The 15,726-nt window shown below is 70.8% G+C and carries 19 protein-coding genes; 17 read left to right on the forward strand and 2 right to left on the reverse strand.

What is annotated here, in order from left to right; genetic code table 11:
• The first annotated feature begins 48 nt into the window (after positions 1-48).
• The 8 genes from lepB to AS029_RS04755 all read left to right on the forward strand — a co-directional run bounded on the left by lepB (position 49) and on the right by AS029_RS04755 (position 7,033).
• The gene (lepB, locus tag AS029_RS04720) at positions 49-798 is read left to right on the forward strand and encodes a signal peptidase I (RefSeq protein WP_058231435.1); all 750 of its coding nucleotides are present in this window, start codon (positions 49-51) and stop codon (positions 796-798) included.
• Positions 795-1,448, forward strand: a complete 654-nt coding sequence (locus AS029_RS04725; protein WP_058231436.1) for a ribonuclease HII — start codon at positions 795-797, stop codon at positions 1,446-1,448. The genes lepB and AS029_RS04725 overlap by 4 nt, the downstream gene beginning before the upstream one ends.
• Positions 1,449-1,534: 86 nt before the next feature.
• Positions 1,535-1,858 carry a DUF2469 family protein gene (locus AS029_RS04730; RefSeq protein ID WP_055836674.1) on the forward strand — a complete coding sequence of 108 codons (324 nt, stop codon included), beginning with the start codon at positions 1,535-1,537 and terminating at the stop codon, positions 1,856-1,858.
• Between the two features lie 91 nt (positions 1,859-1,949).
• Positions 1,950-2,312 carry a YraN family protein gene (locus AS029_RS04735; RefSeq protein WP_058231437.1) on the forward strand — a complete coding sequence of 121 codons (363 nt, stop codon included), beginning with the start codon at positions 1,950-1,952 and terminating at the stop codon, positions 2,310-2,312.
• Positions 2,309-3,832: a YifB family Mg chelatase-like AAA ATPase gene (locus AS029_RS04740; RefSeq protein ID WP_058231438.1), complete on the forward strand. Its 1,524-nt coding sequence runs from the start codon at positions 2,309-2,311 to the stop codon at positions 3,830-3,832. Before AS029_RS04735 ends, AS029_RS04740 begins: the two co-directional genes overlap by 4 nt.
• Positions 3,829-5,001 carry a DNA-processing protein DprA gene (gene dprA, locus AS029_RS04745; protein ID WP_058231439.1) on the forward strand — a complete coding sequence of 391 codons (1,173 nt, stop codon included), beginning with the start codon at positions 3,829-3,831 and terminating at the stop codon, positions 4,999-5,001. The genes AS029_RS04740 and dprA overlap by 4 nt, the downstream gene beginning before the upstream one ends.
• Before the next feature lie 261 nt (positions 5,002-5,262).
• Positions 5,263-6,228: a tyrosine recombinase XerC gene (locus AS029_RS04750; protein ID WP_058231440.1), complete on the forward strand. Its 966-nt coding sequence runs from the start codon at positions 5,263-5,265 to the stop codon at positions 6,226-6,228.
• A 142-nt stretch (positions 6,229-6,370) separates the two neighbouring features.
• Positions 6,371-7,033 carry a hypothetical protein gene (locus AS029_RS04755; protein WP_058231441.1) on the forward strand — a complete coding sequence of 221 codons (663 nt, stop codon included), beginning with the start codon at positions 6,371-6,373 and terminating at the stop codon, positions 7,031-7,033.
• A 47-nt stretch (positions 7,034-7,080) separates the two neighbouring features.
• Here AS029_RS04755 and AS029_RS04760 read toward each other — a convergent pair whose 3' ends face one another.
• Positions 7,081-7,554 (reverse strand): peptidoglycan DD-metalloendopeptidase family protein, encoded by a 474-nt coding sequence (locus AS029_RS04760; protein ID WP_058231442.1) that lies wholly within the window; start codon positions 7,552-7,554, stop codon positions 7,081-7,083.
• Between the two features lie 304 nt (positions 7,555-7,858).
• Between AS029_RS04760 and rpsB the strand changes: the two genes are divergently transcribed.
• From rpsB to AS029_RS04805, 9 genes are all read left to right on the forward strand, one after another.
• Complete coding sequence (gene rpsB, locus AS029_RS04765) at positions 7,859-8,719, forward strand: 30S ribosomal protein S2 (RefSeq protein ID WP_058231443.1); 861 nt, start codon at positions 7,859-7,861, stop codon at positions 8,717-8,719.
• Between the two features lie 153 nt (positions 8,720-8,872).
• On the forward strand, positions 8,873-9,700 hold the full coding sequence (gene tsf / locus AS029_RS04770) for a translation elongation factor Ts (RefSeq protein ID WP_058231444.1): 828 nt from the start codon (positions 8,873-8,875) through the stop codon (positions 9,698-9,700).
• A 122-nt stretch (positions 9,701-9,822) separates the two neighbouring features.
• Positions 9,823-10,542 (forward strand): UMP kinase, encoded by a 720-nt coding sequence (pyrH, locus tag AS029_RS04775; protein ID WP_058231445.1) that lies wholly within the window; start codon positions 9,823-9,825, stop codon positions 10,540-10,542.
• 75 nt (positions 10,543-10,617) lie between these two features.
• Positions 10,618-11,172: a ribosome recycling factor gene (gene frr, locus AS029_RS04780; RefSeq protein ID WP_058231446.1), complete on the forward strand. Its 555-nt coding sequence runs from the start codon at positions 10,618-10,620 to the stop codon at positions 11,170-11,172.
• 5 nt (positions 11,173-11,177) lie between these two features.
• Positions 11,178-12,227: a phosphatidate cytidylyltransferase gene (locus AS029_RS04785; protein ID WP_058231447.1), complete on the forward strand. Its 1,050-nt coding sequence runs from the start codon at positions 11,178-11,180 to the stop codon at positions 12,225-12,227.
• Positions 12,224-12,796: a DivIVA domain-containing protein gene (locus AS029_RS04790; protein WP_058231448.1), complete on the forward strand. Its 573-nt coding sequence runs from the start codon at positions 12,224-12,226 to the stop codon at positions 12,794-12,796. Before AS029_RS04785 ends, AS029_RS04790 begins: the two co-directional genes overlap by 4 nt.
• 230 nt (positions 12,797-13,026) lie before the next feature.
• The gene (locus AS029_RS04795) at positions 13,027-13,554 is read left to right on the forward strand and encodes an aggregation-promoting factor C-terminal-like domain-containing protein (RefSeq protein ID WP_058231656.1); all 528 of its coding nucleotides are present in this window, start codon (positions 13,027-13,029) and stop codon (positions 13,552-13,554) included.
• 9 nt (positions 13,555-13,563) lie between these two features.
• Positions 13,564-13,851: a hypothetical protein gene (locus AS029_RS04800; RefSeq protein WP_058231449.1), complete on the forward strand. Its 288-nt coding sequence runs from the start codon at positions 13,564-13,566 to the stop codon at positions 13,849-13,851.
• On the forward strand, positions 13,851-14,573 hold the full coding sequence (locus AS029_RS04805) for an alpha/beta hydrolase (protein WP_058231450.1): 723 nt from the start codon (positions 13,851-13,853) through the stop codon (positions 14,571-14,573). The genes AS029_RS04800 and AS029_RS04805 overlap by 1 nt, the downstream gene beginning before the upstream one ends.
• A 2-nt stretch (positions 14,574-14,575) precedes the next feature.
• Here the strand turns inward: AS029_RS04805 and AS029_RS04810 are convergent, their stop codons facing one another.
• Complete coding sequence (locus AS029_RS04810) at positions 14,576-15,649, reverse strand: AI-2E family transporter (protein ID WP_058231451.1); 1,074 nt, start codon at positions 15,647-15,649, stop codon at positions 14,576-14,578.
• Positions 15,650-15,726: the final 77 nt, after the last annotated feature.

Genomic DNA, 15,726 nt, shown 5'->3' on the forward strand with positions numbered 1-15,726 from the left:
TGGTCTGTGCGGTTCTGTCGGCGTGCGACGAACCCGGTGAAGGAACACATGAGCGACCAGACCGCCTCGACCCCGGATGCCACGGCTTCCGCCGCTCCCGAGCGACGCCGCCGCGGGTGGGGCGCATTCTTCCGCGACCTGATCGTCATCATCGCCATCGCGCTGCTGGTGTCGTTCCTGGTGAAGACCTTCGTAGTGCGCTCGTTCTACATCCCGTCGGCGTCGATGGAGGACACGCTCCTGATCAAGGACCGCATCCTGGTCGATGAGCTGACCCCGCGCTTCGGCGAGTACTCCCGCGGCGACGTCGTCGTCTTCCGCGACCCGGGCGGGTGGCTTCCGGCGAAGCCGGTCGAGGAGCGCTCCCCGGTCGTCGAGGGCGCGGACTGGGTGCTGTCGCTGTTCGGCCTGTCCGCCCCCGACAGCGACGACCACCTCATCAAGCGCGTGATCGGCACCGCGGGCGACCACGTCGTGTGCTGCAACGCCCTCGGGCAGACGACCGTGAACGGCGTGCCGATCGAGGAGCCGTACGTGCGCCTCGCCCCCGGTGCCACCGCGCCCGAGCCGGTGCCCTACGACGTGACGGTTCCCGACGGGTCGCTGTGGGTGCTGGGCGACAATCGCAACAGCTCGCGCGATTCCCGCTACAACCAGGATCAGCCGAGCAAGGGGTTCGTGCCCGTCGACAACGTCGTGGGCCGGGCGTTCCTCATCACCTGGCCGTTCACGCGATTCGGGCTGATCGACTTCCACCACGAGGTGTTCGCGGGGGTTCCCGCGCCGGCCGAGCAGTGATCGAACCCACCCTGACCCTCGAGCGTCGCGTGCTGAAGGAGCACGCGATCGTCATCGCGTGCGACGAGGTCGGTCGCGGTGCGCTCGCGGGACCCGTGGCGGTCGGCGCGGCCGTCATCGACCCGTCGCGTTCGCGCAAGCGCGTGCCGCAGGGACTGCGGGATTCGAAGCTCGTGCCCGAGGCGCGCCGTCCCGAGGTGGCGGCGCGGGCGGCTGCTTTCGTGCAGCACAGCGCCGTCGGCTGGGCGAGCTCGGTCGAGATCGACGAGATCGGCATCATCCGTGCTCTCGGGCTCGCCGCGGTGCGTGCGATCGCCGACCTGCGCGCGCACGGTGTGGTGCCCGAGGAGGCGCTCGTCATCCTCGACGGCAACCACGACTACATCACGCCGGCGGGAGAGTCCGGTCTGACGGTGAAGCCCGTCATCAAGGCCGACCGCGACTGCGCGAGCGCGGCCGCAGCATCCGTCATCGCCAAGGTCGCGCGCGACACGCTCATGACGGGGCTGCACGACGACCTGCCGGCCTACGGCTGGGCGCGCAACAAGGGCTACGCGAGCCTCGACCACCGCGATGCGATCACCGCGCACGGCATGAGCGTGCACCACCGGCATTCGTGGGCGATCGCCGCCGCGCCCACGCTCTTCTGAGCAGCGGGCCGGCTGGTCTCGGGACGCGCCCGGGCGTCCGTCATCGTGCGGCCCGTGCCGTGGGGCGCGCCTAGGATGGAAAGACCATGGATGACGACGTCTTCGAGGACTACGACCGCGAACTCGAGCTGGCCCTGTACCGCGAGTACCGCGATGTCGTGCGCCAATTCACCTACGTGATCGAGACCGAGCGTCGGTTCTACCTCGCGAACGACGTCAACGTCGTGCGGCGCGACACCGAGCACGACTTCTACTTCGAGATCTCGATGACCGACGTGTGGGTGTGGGACATCTACCGCGCCGACCGGTTCGTGAAGTCGGTACGCGTGCTGACGTTCAAAGACGTCAACGTCGAGGAGCTCTCGCGTCACGACTTCCAGCTCCCCGACGAGCTGTCGCTCGACAACTGAGGCTCCTCCCCAGAGGCGAACTTGCCACGCTCTCCACGGATGAGTCGATCCGGCGGACGGGCCGAATGAGGCGGATGCCACGCTCTCGGGCATGGCAGCGAAAGACGACCTCGGCCGAGCCGGGGAGAACCGCGCCGTCGCCCATCTGATCGGCGACGGCTACCGTATCATCGCCCGCAACTGGCGATGCCCGCAGGGCGAGATAGACATCGTCGCGGAGCGCGACGGCACGCTCGTCGTCGTGGAGGTGAAGACCCGGCGCAGCGAGGACTACGGGCACCCGTTCGAGGCGATCGACAAGCGCAAGGCGACGCGTCTGTGGCGCCTGGCGATGGCGTGGCTCGCCGCCCACCCCGACCTGGCCCGCGGCCGACGGCTTCGCGTGGATGCGATCGGACTGACGGGCGCCGACCCGGCCACGGCCCGGCTCGAGCACCTCGAGGATGCCCTGTGACCGTCGCGCGCACGTGGGCGGTGGCGCTGTCGGGGCTGCGCGGCGACCTCGTCGAGGTCGAGGCCGACGTGTCATCTCAGACGCCGGAGTTCTCGATCATCGGACTCCCCGACAAGGCGCTGGGCGAGGCCGGGCGGCGCGTTCGCAACGCCTGCACCAACCGCGGTCTCGATCTGCCGAAGCGCCGCATCACGGTCAACCTCTCGCCCGCGAGCCTTCCGAAGCGCGGTGCCGGATTCGACGTGGCGATCGCGGTGGCGGCCTTGGCGACATCGGTGGAGATGGATGCCGCGCACGTGGCCTCGACCGTGCACATCGGCGAGCTGGGTCTCGACGGGCGGCTGCGCCCTGTGCCGGGCGTCCTGCCCGCGGTGGCCGCCGCGCAGCGCGCCGGTCACACGAGGGTCGTCGTCCCGACCGCCAACGCGGCCGAAGCGCGGCTCGTCGACGGCGTCGAGGTGCACGCCGCAGCTTGCCTTGCCGAGGTGGTCCGGTGGCACGGGGGACGCACGGAGGCCGCGGATCTGGCACCGGTGACGGCGCCGATCGCCGACGGCACCGACGACGCGCCGCTCGATCTCGCCGATGTCGTCGGGCAGCCCGCGGCGGTCGATGCCCTCGTCGTGGCGGCCGCGGGCGGACACCACCTGCTGATGAGTGGGCCTCCCGGAGCGGGGAAGACGATGCTCGCGCGCCGACTGCCCGGCATCCTGCCGCCGCTCGACGACGAGGCCGCACTCTCGGTCGCCTCGATCCGTTCGCTCGCCGGTGAGACCGTGACGCGACTCTCGCGGATCCCGCCCTTCGAGAGCCCGCATCACGGCGCGACGGCCGCGGCGCTCATCGGCGGCGGTTCGGGTGTCGTGCGGCCCGGAGCCATCGCCCGGGCGAGCGAGGGCGTGCTGTTCCTCGATGAGGGCGGCGAGTTCCCCGCCTCGGTCTTGGACGCGCTGCGGCAGCCGCTCGAGAGCGGCATGATCCAGGTGCACCGCTCGGGCGTTGCCGCGACGTTCCCCGCCCGCTTCCAGCTCGTCATTGCGACCAATCCCTGCCCCTGCGGGCTCTACGGCGTGCCGGGCGCCGCGTGCGAGTGCTCCCCGCAGGCGATCCGCCGGTACACCCGACGGTTGTCGGGACCTCTTCTCGATCGCATCGACATCGACGTGCGACTCCAGCGCGTGTCGTCAGCCCGGCAGGAGGTGGATGCCCGGGTCGTCACCACCGCCGATGCGCGCCGGCAGGTCGACGCGGCGAGGGGCCGCGCCGCCCGGCGGTGGGCCTCCACTCCCTGGCGTCGCAACGCCGACGTGCCCGGCACCTGGCTGCGGGGTCCGGCCGCGCCGCCGCCCGAGGTGCTCCGGCCACTCGACGTGGCGCTTCGTCGGGGGGCGCTGACCCTGAGGGGGTACGACCGTCTGCTGAGGGTCGCCTGGACCGTCGCCGACATCTCCGGGCACGATCAGCTGCGGCTCGACGACGTCGGTCGGGCGCTCTTCCTGCGGCGGGGGGCGAGCGCATGATCCCTCTCGACGACCGCGCGGCGGTCGAGGCATTGGCGGGTCTGCGCGGCTCCCATGGCGCGGCCGTCGCCGGCGCCTATGCCCGGGCGGTCTGGAGCATCCTCGTCGAACCGGGCGACGGTATCGCCGGGGCCCTCGTCGAGACCCACGGCGCCGTCGAGGCGCTCATGCGGATCTCGGAATCCGACGATCCCGAGATCCGCGCGGCGCGAGCGCGCTGGATGCCGCGCCTGCAGCCCACGGCGATCGCCGCCGCCCTCGATGCTGCACGGCGCTGCGGGGCGACGCTCGTGGTCCCGGGCGACGTCGACTGGCCGAGCCGCCTCGACGATCTCGGCGTCCACGCCCCGATCGCCCTGTGGCGACGGGGAACGGGTGCGCCGAGCGACGGCCCCGCCGTGGCTCTCGTGGGTGCGCGGGCCTCGACGGCCTACGGCGAGGCGGTGGCGGCCGACCTCGCCGCCGAGCTGGGCGCGGCGGGGGTCACCGTCGTCTCGGGCGCCGCCTACGGCATCGACGGCGCCTGCCACCGGGCCGCTCTGTCGGTGGGCGGCTCGACCGTCGCCTTCCTCGCGGGCGGCGTCGATCGTCCCTACCCGCGCGGTCACGAGAACCTCCTGTCGCACATCGCGGCGACCGGAGCGGTGTGGAGCGAGACCCCGTGCGGTGCCGCGCCCACGAAATGGCGGTTCCTGAGCCGCAACCGCCTGATCGCGGCGATGGCCGATGCGGTCGTGGTGGTCGAGGCGGGATGGCGGAGCGGGTCGCTGAACACCGCCGCCCACGCGGCGACGCTGGGCCGGGCTCTCGGGGCCGTTCCCGGACCGGTGACGAGCGCCGCCTCGGCGGGATGCCATCGCGTTCTCCGCGAGTTCGACGGAGTGTGCGTGACGTCGTCGAACGACGTGCTCGAGATGCTCGGCGCGGGCGATTCGCCCCCGCCCGCCGGCGAGCAGGCGCACACCGACACGTCGACGCGTCTGCTCGACGCGCTCTCGCCACGCACCGCGCGTTCGACCGCCGACATCGCCCGCCGAAGCGGTCTGGCTCCCGACGAGGCGGCGATCCTGCTGGGCTTCGCCGAACTCGAGGGCCGGGTGACGCGCGACGACGAGGGGGACTGGCGCACGGTCTCGCGCAGTGCATCCGGAGGGCGCCGAGCCGGGTGATCCCTGGTGGGGCCGTGCGCGATCGGGCACGACGGCGGCGGGATGCCGCAGGTGCTCGGGAGCCTTCACGGTTGCGCGCAATGCGTCCGGACGGCGGCGAGCGGGACGATCCCGGGCGGTGGGCCGTGCGCGATCGGGCACGACGGCGGCGGGAAGCCACCGCGTGGTTGGGAAGCCGTACCGTCGGGTCTGGCGGTGTGTCGATGACATCTCCCGGCGCGTGCCCCCGGCGATCCGGCGGCGTCAGGGCAGGCTGGGGGCATGCGCACGTCGGAGGCCGTCGAGGCCTATCTCGCCCACGTCGCGGACGTGCGACGCCTCTCTTCCGCGACCGTGCGCGCCTATCGAGCCGACCTGGCCGCCCTCGTGGCGGCGATCGGCGACCGTCCACTGTCCGACGTCGAGGTCGACGACCTCCGCGAGTGGCAGTGGGCGGCGGCCAAGGCCGGTCAGTCGAGGGCGACAGCGGCGCGGCGCGCCTCGACCGTCCGTGGACTGTTCGGGTGGGCGGTGGAACAGGGACTCCTGACGCACGACCCTTCGCAGCGCATGGTGTCGCCCAAGCGCGGCAGGACGCTCCCGGCCGTGGCGACGGCCGACGCGCTCGAGGCGGTTCTGAGGGATGCTGCCGCCCTCGCCGAGGGAGGAGACGCCCTGGCTCTTCGCGACCATGCGCTGCTGGAGGTGCTCTACGGCTCGGGTGCGCGCGTGTCGGAAGTCTGTGGTCTCGACCTGGACGACGTCGATCACGAGCGCCGGACGCTCCGCCTCCGAGGCAAGGGCGACAAGGAGCGCGTCGTGCCCTACGGTCTTCCGGCGGAGCGGGCACTGCATGCCTACCTCGTGCGCTCACGCCCCGTGCTCCAGGCGCGCGCTCCGTCGCCGACGCCGGACGAGGGGCAGGTGGCGCGGCCCGCCGTGCGGCCCGTGCGCCCCGCGCCGGGCGCCGAACGGGCGGTCTTCCTCGGGGCCAAGGGGGCGCGACTCGGGCCGCGGGCGGTGCACGCTCTCGTCTCGCGAACGCTCGCTCCGCGTGTCGGCGTCGAGGCGCTCGGGCCGCACGCCCTCCGCCACTCCGCGGCGACGCACCTGCTCGACGGGGGCGCCGACCTGCGTGCCGTGCAGGAGATCCTGGGCCACGCGAGCCTGGGCACGACCCAGATCTACACGCACGTCTCGGCAGGGCGTCTACGCGAGGCGTATCGCCTGGCGCACCCGCGCGCCTGATCTGCCGGCAGGGATCTCGCGCGGTCTCGTCGCCCCCGGCCTCGCATCCACCGCTTCGCATCCGCCGCTCCGCGCCCACAGCCCGGCGCCCACCGCTCCGCACCCCACCGCTCCGCGCCCACCCCTCCCAGGAAGAAGGGGGGTGCGCACCCTGACGGAGATCGCCGCCGACGCCTACGGTGTGCCCATGCGCCTGCGTCATGTGCTCGCTGTGTTCGGCGTCGCGGCTATCACCGTGCCCCTGGCGGGCTGCATCTCCATCACCATCCCGGGGCCGGTCGCGACGGGGGTTCCGAGCGTGGGCGAAAGTCCTCGCGCGACCACCGATTCCTCGGCCGGACCCGGCTCGACGGCATCGACCGCCTCCCCGCCATCACCCGCCTCTCCGACGTCGACCGACTCCCCGGTCGACGCCGAAACCCGCGACTGCTCCGACGGCGGCAGTCAGACCGTGTCGGGTGCGGTGCAGACGTTCCGCGTCATCGGCACGTGCACCGAACTGGTGGTGTCGGGATCCCGCCTGACCGTCGACGCCTCCGCGGCGATGATCGGCACGCTCCGCGTCTCGGGAGACGGCATCCGCGCCGACATCGCCGGTGCCGACGAGGTCGTCGTGCAGGGCGATGACGGCACGGTGAAGTCGGCGGCGTCGATCGGGCGGCTCGAGATCTCGGGCGACCGCACCGTCACCGAGGCGGCGTCGGGCATCCCGGCGGTCGTGGTGCGCGGAGACGACAACGTCGTGCGCTCAGGAGGTCGCGTCGGTTCGGCCGTCGTCGAGGGCAGCGGCAACACCATCCGCTGACCGCCGGAGTCGACCGCCCCGTCACCGCGAGGATCGGCGGAGCCCCCTCAGCAACAGGGCAGGAGGATCGCGCGTGGGACGCCGCCCAGCAGCCGCAGCGGATTGACGTACTCGCCGTTCAAGCGGACACCGAAATGCACGACCCCCGGTGCGGTGTGCCCACCGCCGTCGAGCCAACCGATCGGCGCGGCCCGCGCGACGACGGCGCCGACGGCGAGATCGGACACGACCGGCTCGAGAGTCGTCACCAGCCCGCCGCCGTGATCGATCGTGACGACCGGCCGACCGGCCACCGACCCGGCGAAGGCGACGTGCCCGTCAGCGGGGGAGCGCACGACCTCCCCGGACGCCAGATCGACGCCGCGATGTCCGGGACCGTACGCGTGCGCGGGCGCTTCGTAGGGACGCACGATCTGCACCCGTTCCACGGGCCAGACCCATCCCAGCGCGGCGAGCGGGTCGGAGGCGGGCAGGGCGAGAGTCATGACGAGGGCCAGGGACCGCAAGGTTGCCGAGATCATCGGCGAAGTCTCCCGCTTTCACCAGCCCAGCCGAGACGCCGGAACGCCGGTGGGGGACGAACACGCGGCGGGGAGGAGGCGTCCTGTATGCTGGGGGATGCATCCCGCATGTCGGGATGACTCCGCGTGCCCAGAGCGCACCGCACAGTCTTCCGAGACGGTGCATCGCGTGGCATCCACACCCCTTGGTCCTCCGCTCCGGCGGGTGGCGGGTGTGCGCCGGGCACCAGGCTCGTCGGGCCAACCGTCCGACGCGAACAACCACAACCACGGCGCGAGAGCGCCCAGAAACAGGAGTACGACCATGGCCGTCGTCACCATCCGCCAGCTGCTCGACAGCGGCGTTCACTTCGGACACCAGACCCGCCGGTGGAACCCTAAGGTGAAGCGCTTCATCCTCACGGAGCGCTCCGGCATCCACATCATCGACCTGCAGCAGTCGCTCGGGTACATCGACAAGGCGTACGAGTTCGTCAAGGAGACCGTCGCGCACGGCGGCACCATCCTCTTCGTCGGCACCAAGAAGCAGGCGCAGGAAGTCCTCGCCGAGCAGGCGACCCGCGTGGGCCAGCCCTACGTCAACCAGCGCTGGCTCGGTGGCCTCCTCACCAACTTCCAGACGGTGTCGAAGCGCCTCGCCCGCATGAAGGAGCTCGAGGAGCTCGACTACGAGAACCCGGCTGAGAGCGGCTTCACCAAGAAGGAGCTCCTGCTCAAGAAGCGCGAGCTCGACAAGCTGCACAAGTCGCTCGGCGGTATCCGCAACCTGCAGAAGACCCCGTCGGCCATCTGGGTCGTCGACGCCAAGCGCGAGCACCTCGCCGTCGACGAGGCCAAGAAGCTCGGTATCCCCGTCATCGGCATCCTCGACACCAACGCCGACCCCGACGAGTTCCAGTACCCGATCCCCGGCAACGACGACGCGATCCGCTCGGTGAGCTTGCTCACCCGCATCATCGCCGACGCCGCCGCAGAGGGCCTGATCCAGCGTCACCAGCCCGCCGGTGAAGAAGAGGCCGCCGAGCCCCTCGCCGAGTGGGAGCGCGAACTGCTCGAGACCCCCGCCGACACCACCGAGGCGCCCGCCGCCGAGTCGACCGAGGCCCCCGCGGCCGAGGCGACCGAGGCTCCGGCCGCCGACGCCGAGGCCACCGACAGCAAGTAAGCCGCGCGACGTCCGCTTCACCATCGCGTGAGCGGCGCGTCACCCGCACAGGCTACGATCCGGCGGGGTCGTGACGGCCCCCTCACGCGAGGGCGGCGCACGGCCCCGCCGGGCTCACATTCAGAACCGAAACGACAAGGAGACCGCCACACCATGGCAAACTTCACGATCGCCGACATCAAGGCGCTGCGCGAGCAGCTCGGCACGGGCATGGTCGACACCAAGAAGGCGCTCGAAGAGGCTGACGGCGACGTCGAGAAGGCCGTCGAGATCCTGCGCCTCAAGGGCGCGAAGGGCAACGCCAAGCGCGCCGACCGTTCGACCAGCGAGGGCCTCGTCGCCGCTCGCGAGAACGACGGATCCGTGACCCTCCTCGAGCTCGCCTGCGAGACCGACTTTGTCGCGAAGAACGACCGCTTCATCGCTCTGGCCGACAAGGTCGTCGACGCCGCGGCCGCCGCCGGTGCCGACTCGGTCGAGGCCGCCCTCGCCGCCGACGCCGACGGCAAGACCGTCGAGCAGCTCATCTCCGACGAGGCCGCGATCATCGGCGAGAAGGTCGAACTGCGTCGCGTGCGCACGATCTCGGGCGACAAGTTCGAGGTCTACCTGCACAAGACCAGCAAGGACCTGCCCCCGCAGGTCGGCGTGGTGCTCGCCTACACCGGTGACGACGCCGAGACGGCGCGCTCGATCGCGCAGCACATCTCGTTCGCGAACCCCTCGTACCTCACCCGCGACGCCGTGCCCGAGGCCGACGTCGAGAAGGAGCGCGAGATCGTCACCGAGATCTCGCGCAACGAGGGCAAGCCCGAGGCCGCTCTGCCGAAGATCGTCGAGGGTCGCGTGAACGCGTTCTTCAAGCAGGTCTCGCTGCTCGACCAGGACTACGCGAAGGACAACAAGCTGTCCGTCGCCAAGGTCGCGTCCGACGCCGGTCTCACGCTGACCGACTTCGCCCGCTTCAAGGTCGGCGCGTAACCCGCACATGATGAGGCCCGGGATGCCATGGCATCCCGGGCCTTTTCCCTGCCCGGATGCGCTGCGGACGCGCGCCGGAAACGAGCGGGGGATAGTTTGTTCAAGACGAGAGGACACCACACGTGATCGATGAGGCCAGCAAGCGCCGCCGAGTACTGCTGAAGCTGTCGGGAGAGGCGTTCGGGGGAGGCCAGTTGGGCGTCAACCCGGATGTCGTGAGCCAGATCGCACGCGAGATCGCCGCCGCGGTCGACCGGGTCGAGATCGCGATCGTCGTGGGCGGGGGCAACTTCTTCCGGGGTGCCGAGCTCAGTCAGCGCGGCATGGACCGCGGCCGTGCCGACTACATGGGCATGCTGGGCACGGTGATGAACTCGCTCGCCCTGCAGGACTTCCTCGAGCAGGCCGGTGCCGCCACGCGCGTGCAGTCCGCCATCTCGATGACCCAGGTGGCCGAGCCCTACATCCCGCGTCGTGCCGTGCGCCACCTCGAGAAGGGCCGTGTCGTCATCTTCGGCGCCGGCGCGGGACTGCCGTACTTCTCAACCGACACCGTCGCCGCCCAGCGTGCGCTGGAGATCGGCGCCACCGAGGTGCTCGTGGCGAAGAACGGCGTCGACGGCGTCTACACCGCCGATCCGCGCACCGATTCCTCCGCCCGGAAGCTCGACCACATCACCTACCGCGACGCCCTGCAGAAGGGCCTGAAGGTCGTGGACTCCACCGCGTTCAGCCTCTGCATGGACAACGGCATCGACATGCGCGTGTTCGGCATGGAGCCGGCCGGTAACGTCACGCAGGCGCTGCTGGGCGAGACCATGGGCACCCTGGTCACGGCGTGACGCGCCGTGCGGGCCCGGGGTGCCGGGCCCGCACGCGACTAGACTGAGAAGTCAGTCCCAACGAATGGAGTCACCGTGATCGCCGATGTCCTCGCCGATGCCGGAGCGCGCATGGATCGCGCCGTGGAGGCCGCCAAGGAGGACTTCGCGACCGTCCGCACCGGGCGCGCGAACCCCCAGATGTTCCAGAAGGTGCTCGTCGACTACTACGGATCGCCGACGCCTCTCGCGCAGCTCGCCTCGCTCAACAACCCCGAGGCCCGCACGCTCGTCATCAACCCGTACGACAAGTCGGCGTTGAAGGCCATCGAGCAGGCGATCCGCGACATGCCGAACCTCGGTGTGAACCCCACCAACGACGGCACCATCGTGCGCGTCACCATGCCCGAGCTCACGCAGGACCGCCGCAAAGAGTACGTCAAGATCGTGCGCGGCAAGGGCGAAGACGCCAAGGTGCAGGTGCGCAACCTCCGCCGCAAGGCCAAGGACGACCTCGACGCGCTCAAGAGCGATGTCGGCGAAGACGAGCTCGTCCGCGCCGAGAAGGAGCTCGACGGCATCACGCGCACGCACGTCGACCTGATCGACGAGGCGCTGAAGCGCAAAGAGGCAGAGCTGCTCGAGGTCTGACCCGCATGCCCGACGCCCCTGAGGCCGGCGAAGGTCAGCCGGTCGATCCCCCCGGTTCCCGTCGGGACGCGGCGGCACGCCGTTCGCCGATGACGGGCGAGGGGGTGACGGCCATCGAGTCGCAGTTGCGCGCGATGCGCACCGACGCCGAACAGCACATCGCCCACGCGCGCGCGGAGTTCGGGCAGGCGAACGAACGGCTGAAACAGCGCACGGGTCGCGATCTCATCGTCGCGACGATCATCGGCGTCGGCATCGGCGCGGTGTTGATCGCCTCGCTCATCTTCGTCAAATGGTTGTTCGTGTTCTTCGCGGGCGCGGCGATGGTGCTCGGGGTGCTGGAGTTCTCCCGGGCCCTGCAGGTCGCGGGACGCCGTGTCGACGTCGTCCCGCAACTCCTCACGGGGTCGCTGGTGCTGCTCAGCGGGTTCTTCCTCCAGCCCTGGGTGCACTGGATCGCAGCCCTGAGCGCGGTGGTTGTGGTCGTCGTCTGGCGGGTGATCGCGCAGATGGCCGCGTCCGACGGTCGCGCGCGGATCGACGTCATCGGCGACGTGCTCGTCGCGGGCTTCGTGCAGTTGTACGTGCCGTTCCTCACGAGCATGGCGATGGTGCTGCTGGCACAGCCGCGTGGGGAATGGTGGGTGCTGGCGTTCATCATCCTCGCCGTCGCCGCCGACACCGGCGCGTACGTCTCGGGCCTGACGTTCGGGCGGGGCGGGCGGCATCCGATGGCCCCCCGCATCAGCCCCAAGAAGACCTGGGAGGGCTTCGCCGGCGCGTGCGTCGCCGCCCTCGTCGCGGGCGCGCTGCTCGCCGTGTTCATGCTGCAGATCCCGTGGTGGGCGGGTCTCGTCTTCGGCGCCGTCGTGCTGGCCACGGCCACCGTGGGCGACCTGGGCGAATCGATGGTCAAGCGCGACCTCGGCATCAAAGACATGAGTTCGTGGCTGCCCGGTCACGGGGGCGTGCTCGACCGCCTCGACTCCATCCTGCCGTCGGCCACCGCGGCGCTGGTGACGTACTACCTTCTCGCCCCGTTGGGAGTGTCATGACCGAGACGCCGATCCACGATGAGGTCGCCGCCACACCGTTCCCGACGTCCGGGCGCGCGAAAGGCTACGAGAAGCGCGCCGTCGACATCTTCCTCGCCCGCGCGCGCGAGGTGTTCGAGAGCGATGACGTGGGAGCTTTGCGGTCGGCGGAAGTGCGCGCGGCGGCGTTCCCCCTCGTCAGGGGCGGCTACTCCGTGACGGCCGTGGACGCCGCGTTGGGCCGCGTCGAAGACGCTTTCGCGGCACGCGAGCGCGAACACGCCCTCTCGAACCTCGGTGCACGGGCCTGGGTCGCCGAGACGCGCGACACCGCGCAGGTCGTGCTCGACCGACTGCGGCGCCCCCGTGGCGCCCGCTTCGAGCGCGTCGGCATCCTGCACTACGGCTACCGCGTCGACGAGGTCGACGTCGTCGCCGACCGCGTCGCGCGCTATCTCGCCGCGGGCGACCCGGTGACGCCGGAACAGGTGCGATCGGTGGCGTTCCGTATGCAGCGGGGCGGGTACCGCGAGGCCCAGGTCGATGTCGTGCTCGACTCCGTGGTCGAGGTCATGCTCGCCATCGGATGAGCACGGATGACACGCGTCGCCGCGCCGCTAGACTCGAGGGCACTGTGACTTCCGGTTCGCGCCCCGTACGCTCATCGTCCCGTGTCGCCCGTCGAGGCGAGACGGGGACCGACGTGGTCCCTCCGGTGCTCGCGCGACGTTCGACGCCCCGTTGGTCGCGACGTCGCGGCGTCGTCGGCGTCTTCGGCGCCTGTGCGGCGGTGCTCTTCGCCGCGGCGTACGTGGGGCCGATGGGCGCCGCCCTCTCGCCCGCGCAGGCCGATGAGCCGCGCACGGTCACCCTGTACGCCGAGGGGCTCGACGACGCGCAGGCGGTCTCGGTGGCCGGCGAGAGGCAGTCGCCGGAGCTGGACCGCTCGAGCTACAACGTCTACGTCAAGCCGAAGCCGACCCCGACTCCGACGCCCACGCCGACGCGGTCGGAGGAGTCCGACTCCGGGTCGTCGGCCGGCAGCTCCGGACCGCTGTTCTACACCGGGGGTGGGGCGCCCGCGGAGTGGATGGCCGCCGCGGGGATCGCCGAGTCCGACATGGGCTACGTCGACTACATCGTCAGTCGCGAGAGCGGATGGAATCCCAACGCGACGAACCGCTCGTCGGGGGCGTGCGGCCTCGTGCAGGCGCTGCCCTGCAGCAAGGTGCCCGGCAACGGGTACGACCCGGTCGACAACCTGCGCTGGGCTACCGGGTATGCGACGGGTCGCTACGGCAGCTGGGCCGGCGCCTACGCGTTCTGGACCAGCAACCACTGGTGGTGAGCGGCATCCATGCCCCGCTCCCGTAAGCGTCGTCCCGACCAGAATCGCGGCGACGACTCCCTCGACCGTCTGATAGCCGGGTTCAAGCGCACCGAGGTGCGCCGTGGAGCGGAGTGGACCGTGCAGCCCCTCTCCGCACCGCAGGCGCAGAAGGACTACGTCTGCCCGGGCTGCGGTCGCGCCGTCACAGCCGGAACCGCTCATCTGGTGGTGTGGCGGGCCGACGGCGTGCTCGGCGACGCCGCCGATCTGGCGGCGCGTCGACACTGGCACACACACTGTTGGAGGATCGCCTGATGGAGATTCGCGGACCCGTTCTGCTCCCCGCCCGCCGTGAAGACATCGAGCTGCGCACGGTCGACGGGCTCACCCTCGTCGGCGAATTGGCGCTGCCCGCCGAACACGATCCGGTCGCCACGCTCGTGACGCTCCACCCGCTGCCGACGGCGGGCGGTTTCATGGACTCCCACATCCTGCGCAAGGCCGCGGGGCGCCTCCCCGCCCTCGCCGATCTCGCCGTCCTGCGGTTTAACACCCGCGGCACGACGTCACCTCGTGGCACGAGCGAAGGCAGCTTCGACGGGGGAGCGAACGAGTGCTTCGACGTCGCCGCGGCCGTCGACCTCGTGCGTGAGCGCGGGCTCCCGCGACCGTGGCTGGTGGGCTGGTCGTTCGGCACCGAGCTGGCCCTGAAGTACGGTCGCGACCACGACATCGAGGGCGTCATCCTGCTGTCGCCTCCGCTCCACCGCGCCACCGCCGACGACGTGGCGGCCTGGGCCGGAGACGCCCGGCGCATGATCGTGCTCGTCCCCGAGTTCGACGACTACCTCCGCCCCGACGAGGCGCGCGAGCGGTTCGCGTCGGTTCCGGATGCCACCCTCATCGCCGTCGAGGGCGGCAAGCACCTGTGGGTGGGCGAGACGCAGACCCGTCGTGTGCTCACCGAGATCGTCGCGGCCGTGAACCCCGACGCCCTTCCGCTGCCCACCGAGTGGGACGGCGACGTCGTCGGCTGACGTCAGCGTTCGTTCTGCCGCGGGATGATGACCTCGCGGTAGATGATGAGGATGCTCGCGGCGACCGGGATCGCGATGAGCGCCCCCAGCAGGTTCAGCAGCGCACCACCCGCGAGGGCGGAGATGACGACGACCGACCCCGGCACCGAGACCGCCCGGCTCATGATGCGCGGCGAGATGATGTACGCCTCGATCTGCATGTAGACGAGGTAGTAGACCGCCGCGATGATCGCGATGGTCGGCGACCCCAGGCCCGGGATGAGGCACGTCAGCACGATGATCGTCGAGCCGGTCAGCGTTCCGACGAGCGGGATCAGCGAGAAGAAGAAGGCGATGACCGCGAGCACGGCCGGGAACGGCGCCTGGATGATCGACAGGAAGACGGCGCTCAGCACGCCGTTGATGACGCCGAGGCTCACCTGGCCCATGACGTAGTAGCCGACCGAATCGGTGATCTTCTCGGCCAGCTCGATGAAGCGCGCACGCTTCGACGCGGGCACCAGTTGGTAGACGGCCGACTTGAGCGACGGGGTGGATGCCGTGAAGTAGATGGTCAGGATGAGCACGATGAAGGCGCCGCCCAGTCCTGCCGCCACCGCGCCACCGATGGTCAGGATGCTGTTGCCGACCATCGTCGAGATGGAACCCACGTCGAGGGTCGAGATCCACTGCTGCACACCGGCCCACACATCGTCGAGGCGGAGCCAGGGGAGGGTGCGGGAGGCCCAGTCCTGCACCTGTCGCACGACCTCGTTCCACCGGTCGGGTTGCAGCAGCTGCTCCACCTGCACGACGAGCTGCGTGATCTGGCCGACGATGATCGGCACGACCATCACGATGATGCCCGCGAAGATGCCGAGGACGCCCAGGATGGTGACCAGGACCGCCGCCCAGCGCGGAAGGCCGCGGCGCTCGAGGAACGACACGACGGGGTCGAGGCCGAGCGAGAGGAACAGCGCGGTCCCGACGTACAGCAGGATCGTCGACAGATTCTGCACGCTGCCGATGAGGAGCAGACCGACGCCCACGCCGAGCGTGGCCAGCAGCGCGACCCGGAATGGGTTGTGGATCTTCATTCCGACAGACTCCCGCCTCAGCCGGGCCGTGTGCCCGTGACGTCAGGATACTGACGCGGGCGCCCGCCGCTGCGCAC

This window comes from Microbacterium enclense, from assembly GCF_001456955.1.
GTDB classification, from domain to species: domain Bacteria; phylum Actinomycetota; class Actinomycetes; order Actinomycetales; family Microbacteriaceae; genus Microbacterium; species Microbacterium enclense.

Excerpts from the sequence above, each read along its gene's own strand:
- rpsB (WP_058231443.1), top strand. The coding sequence starts at position 7,859 with ATGGCCGTCGTCACCATCCGCCAGCTGCTCGACAGCGGCGTTCACTTC.
- lepB (WP_058231435.1), top strand. The coding sequence starts at position 49 with ATGAGCGACCAGACCGCCTCGACCCCGGATGCCACGGCTTCCGCCGCT.
- AS029_RS04785 (WP_058231447.1), top strand. The coding sequence starts at position 11,178 with ATGCCCGACGCCCCTGAGGCCGGCGAAGGTCAGCCGGTCGATCCCCCC.
- AS029_RS04790 (WP_058231448.1), top strand. The coding sequence starts at position 12,224 with ATGACCGAGACGCCGATCCACGATGAGGTCGCCGCCACACCGTTCCCG.
- AS029_RS04730 (WP_055836674.1), top strand. The coding sequence starts at position 1,535 with ATGGATGACGACGTCTTCGAGGACTACGACCGCGAACTCGAGCTGGCC.
- AS029_RS04750 (WP_058231440.1), top strand. The coding sequence starts at position 5,263 with ATGCGCACGTCGGAGGCCGTCGAGGCCTATCTCGCCCACGTCGCGGAC.
- AS029_RS04760 (WP_058231442.1), bottom strand. The coding sequence starts at position 7,554 with ATGATCTCGGCAACCTTGCGGTCCCTGGCCCTCGTCATGACTCTCGCC.
- AS029_RS04800 (WP_058231449.1), top strand. The coding sequence starts at position 13,564 with ATGCCCCGCTCCCGTAAGCGTCGTCCCGACCAGAATCGCGGCGACGAC.
- tsf (WP_058231444.1), top strand. The coding sequence starts at position 8,873 with ATGGCAAACTTCACGATCGCCGACATCAAGGCGCTGCGCGAGCAGCTC.
- AS029_RS04810 (WP_058231451.1), bottom strand. The coding sequence starts at position 15,649 with ATGAAGATCCACAACCCATTCCGGGTCGCGCTGCTGGCCACGCTCGGC.
- AS029_RS04795 (WP_058231656.1), top strand. The coding sequence starts at position 13,027 with ATGGGCGCCGCCCTCTCGCCCGCGCAGGCCGATGAGCCGCGCACGGTC.
- AS029_RS04805 (WP_058231450.1), top strand. The coding sequence starts at position 13,851 with ATGGAGATTCGCGGACCCGTTCTGCTCCCCGCCCGCCGTGAAGACATC.
- dprA (WP_058231439.1), top strand. The coding sequence starts at position 3,829 with ATGATCCCTCTCGACGACCGCGCGGCGGTCGAGGCATTGGCGGGTCTG.
- AS029_RS04735 (WP_058231437.1), top strand. The coding sequence starts at position 1,950 with ATGGCAGCGAAAGACGACCTCGGCCGAGCCGGGGAGAACCGCGCCGTC.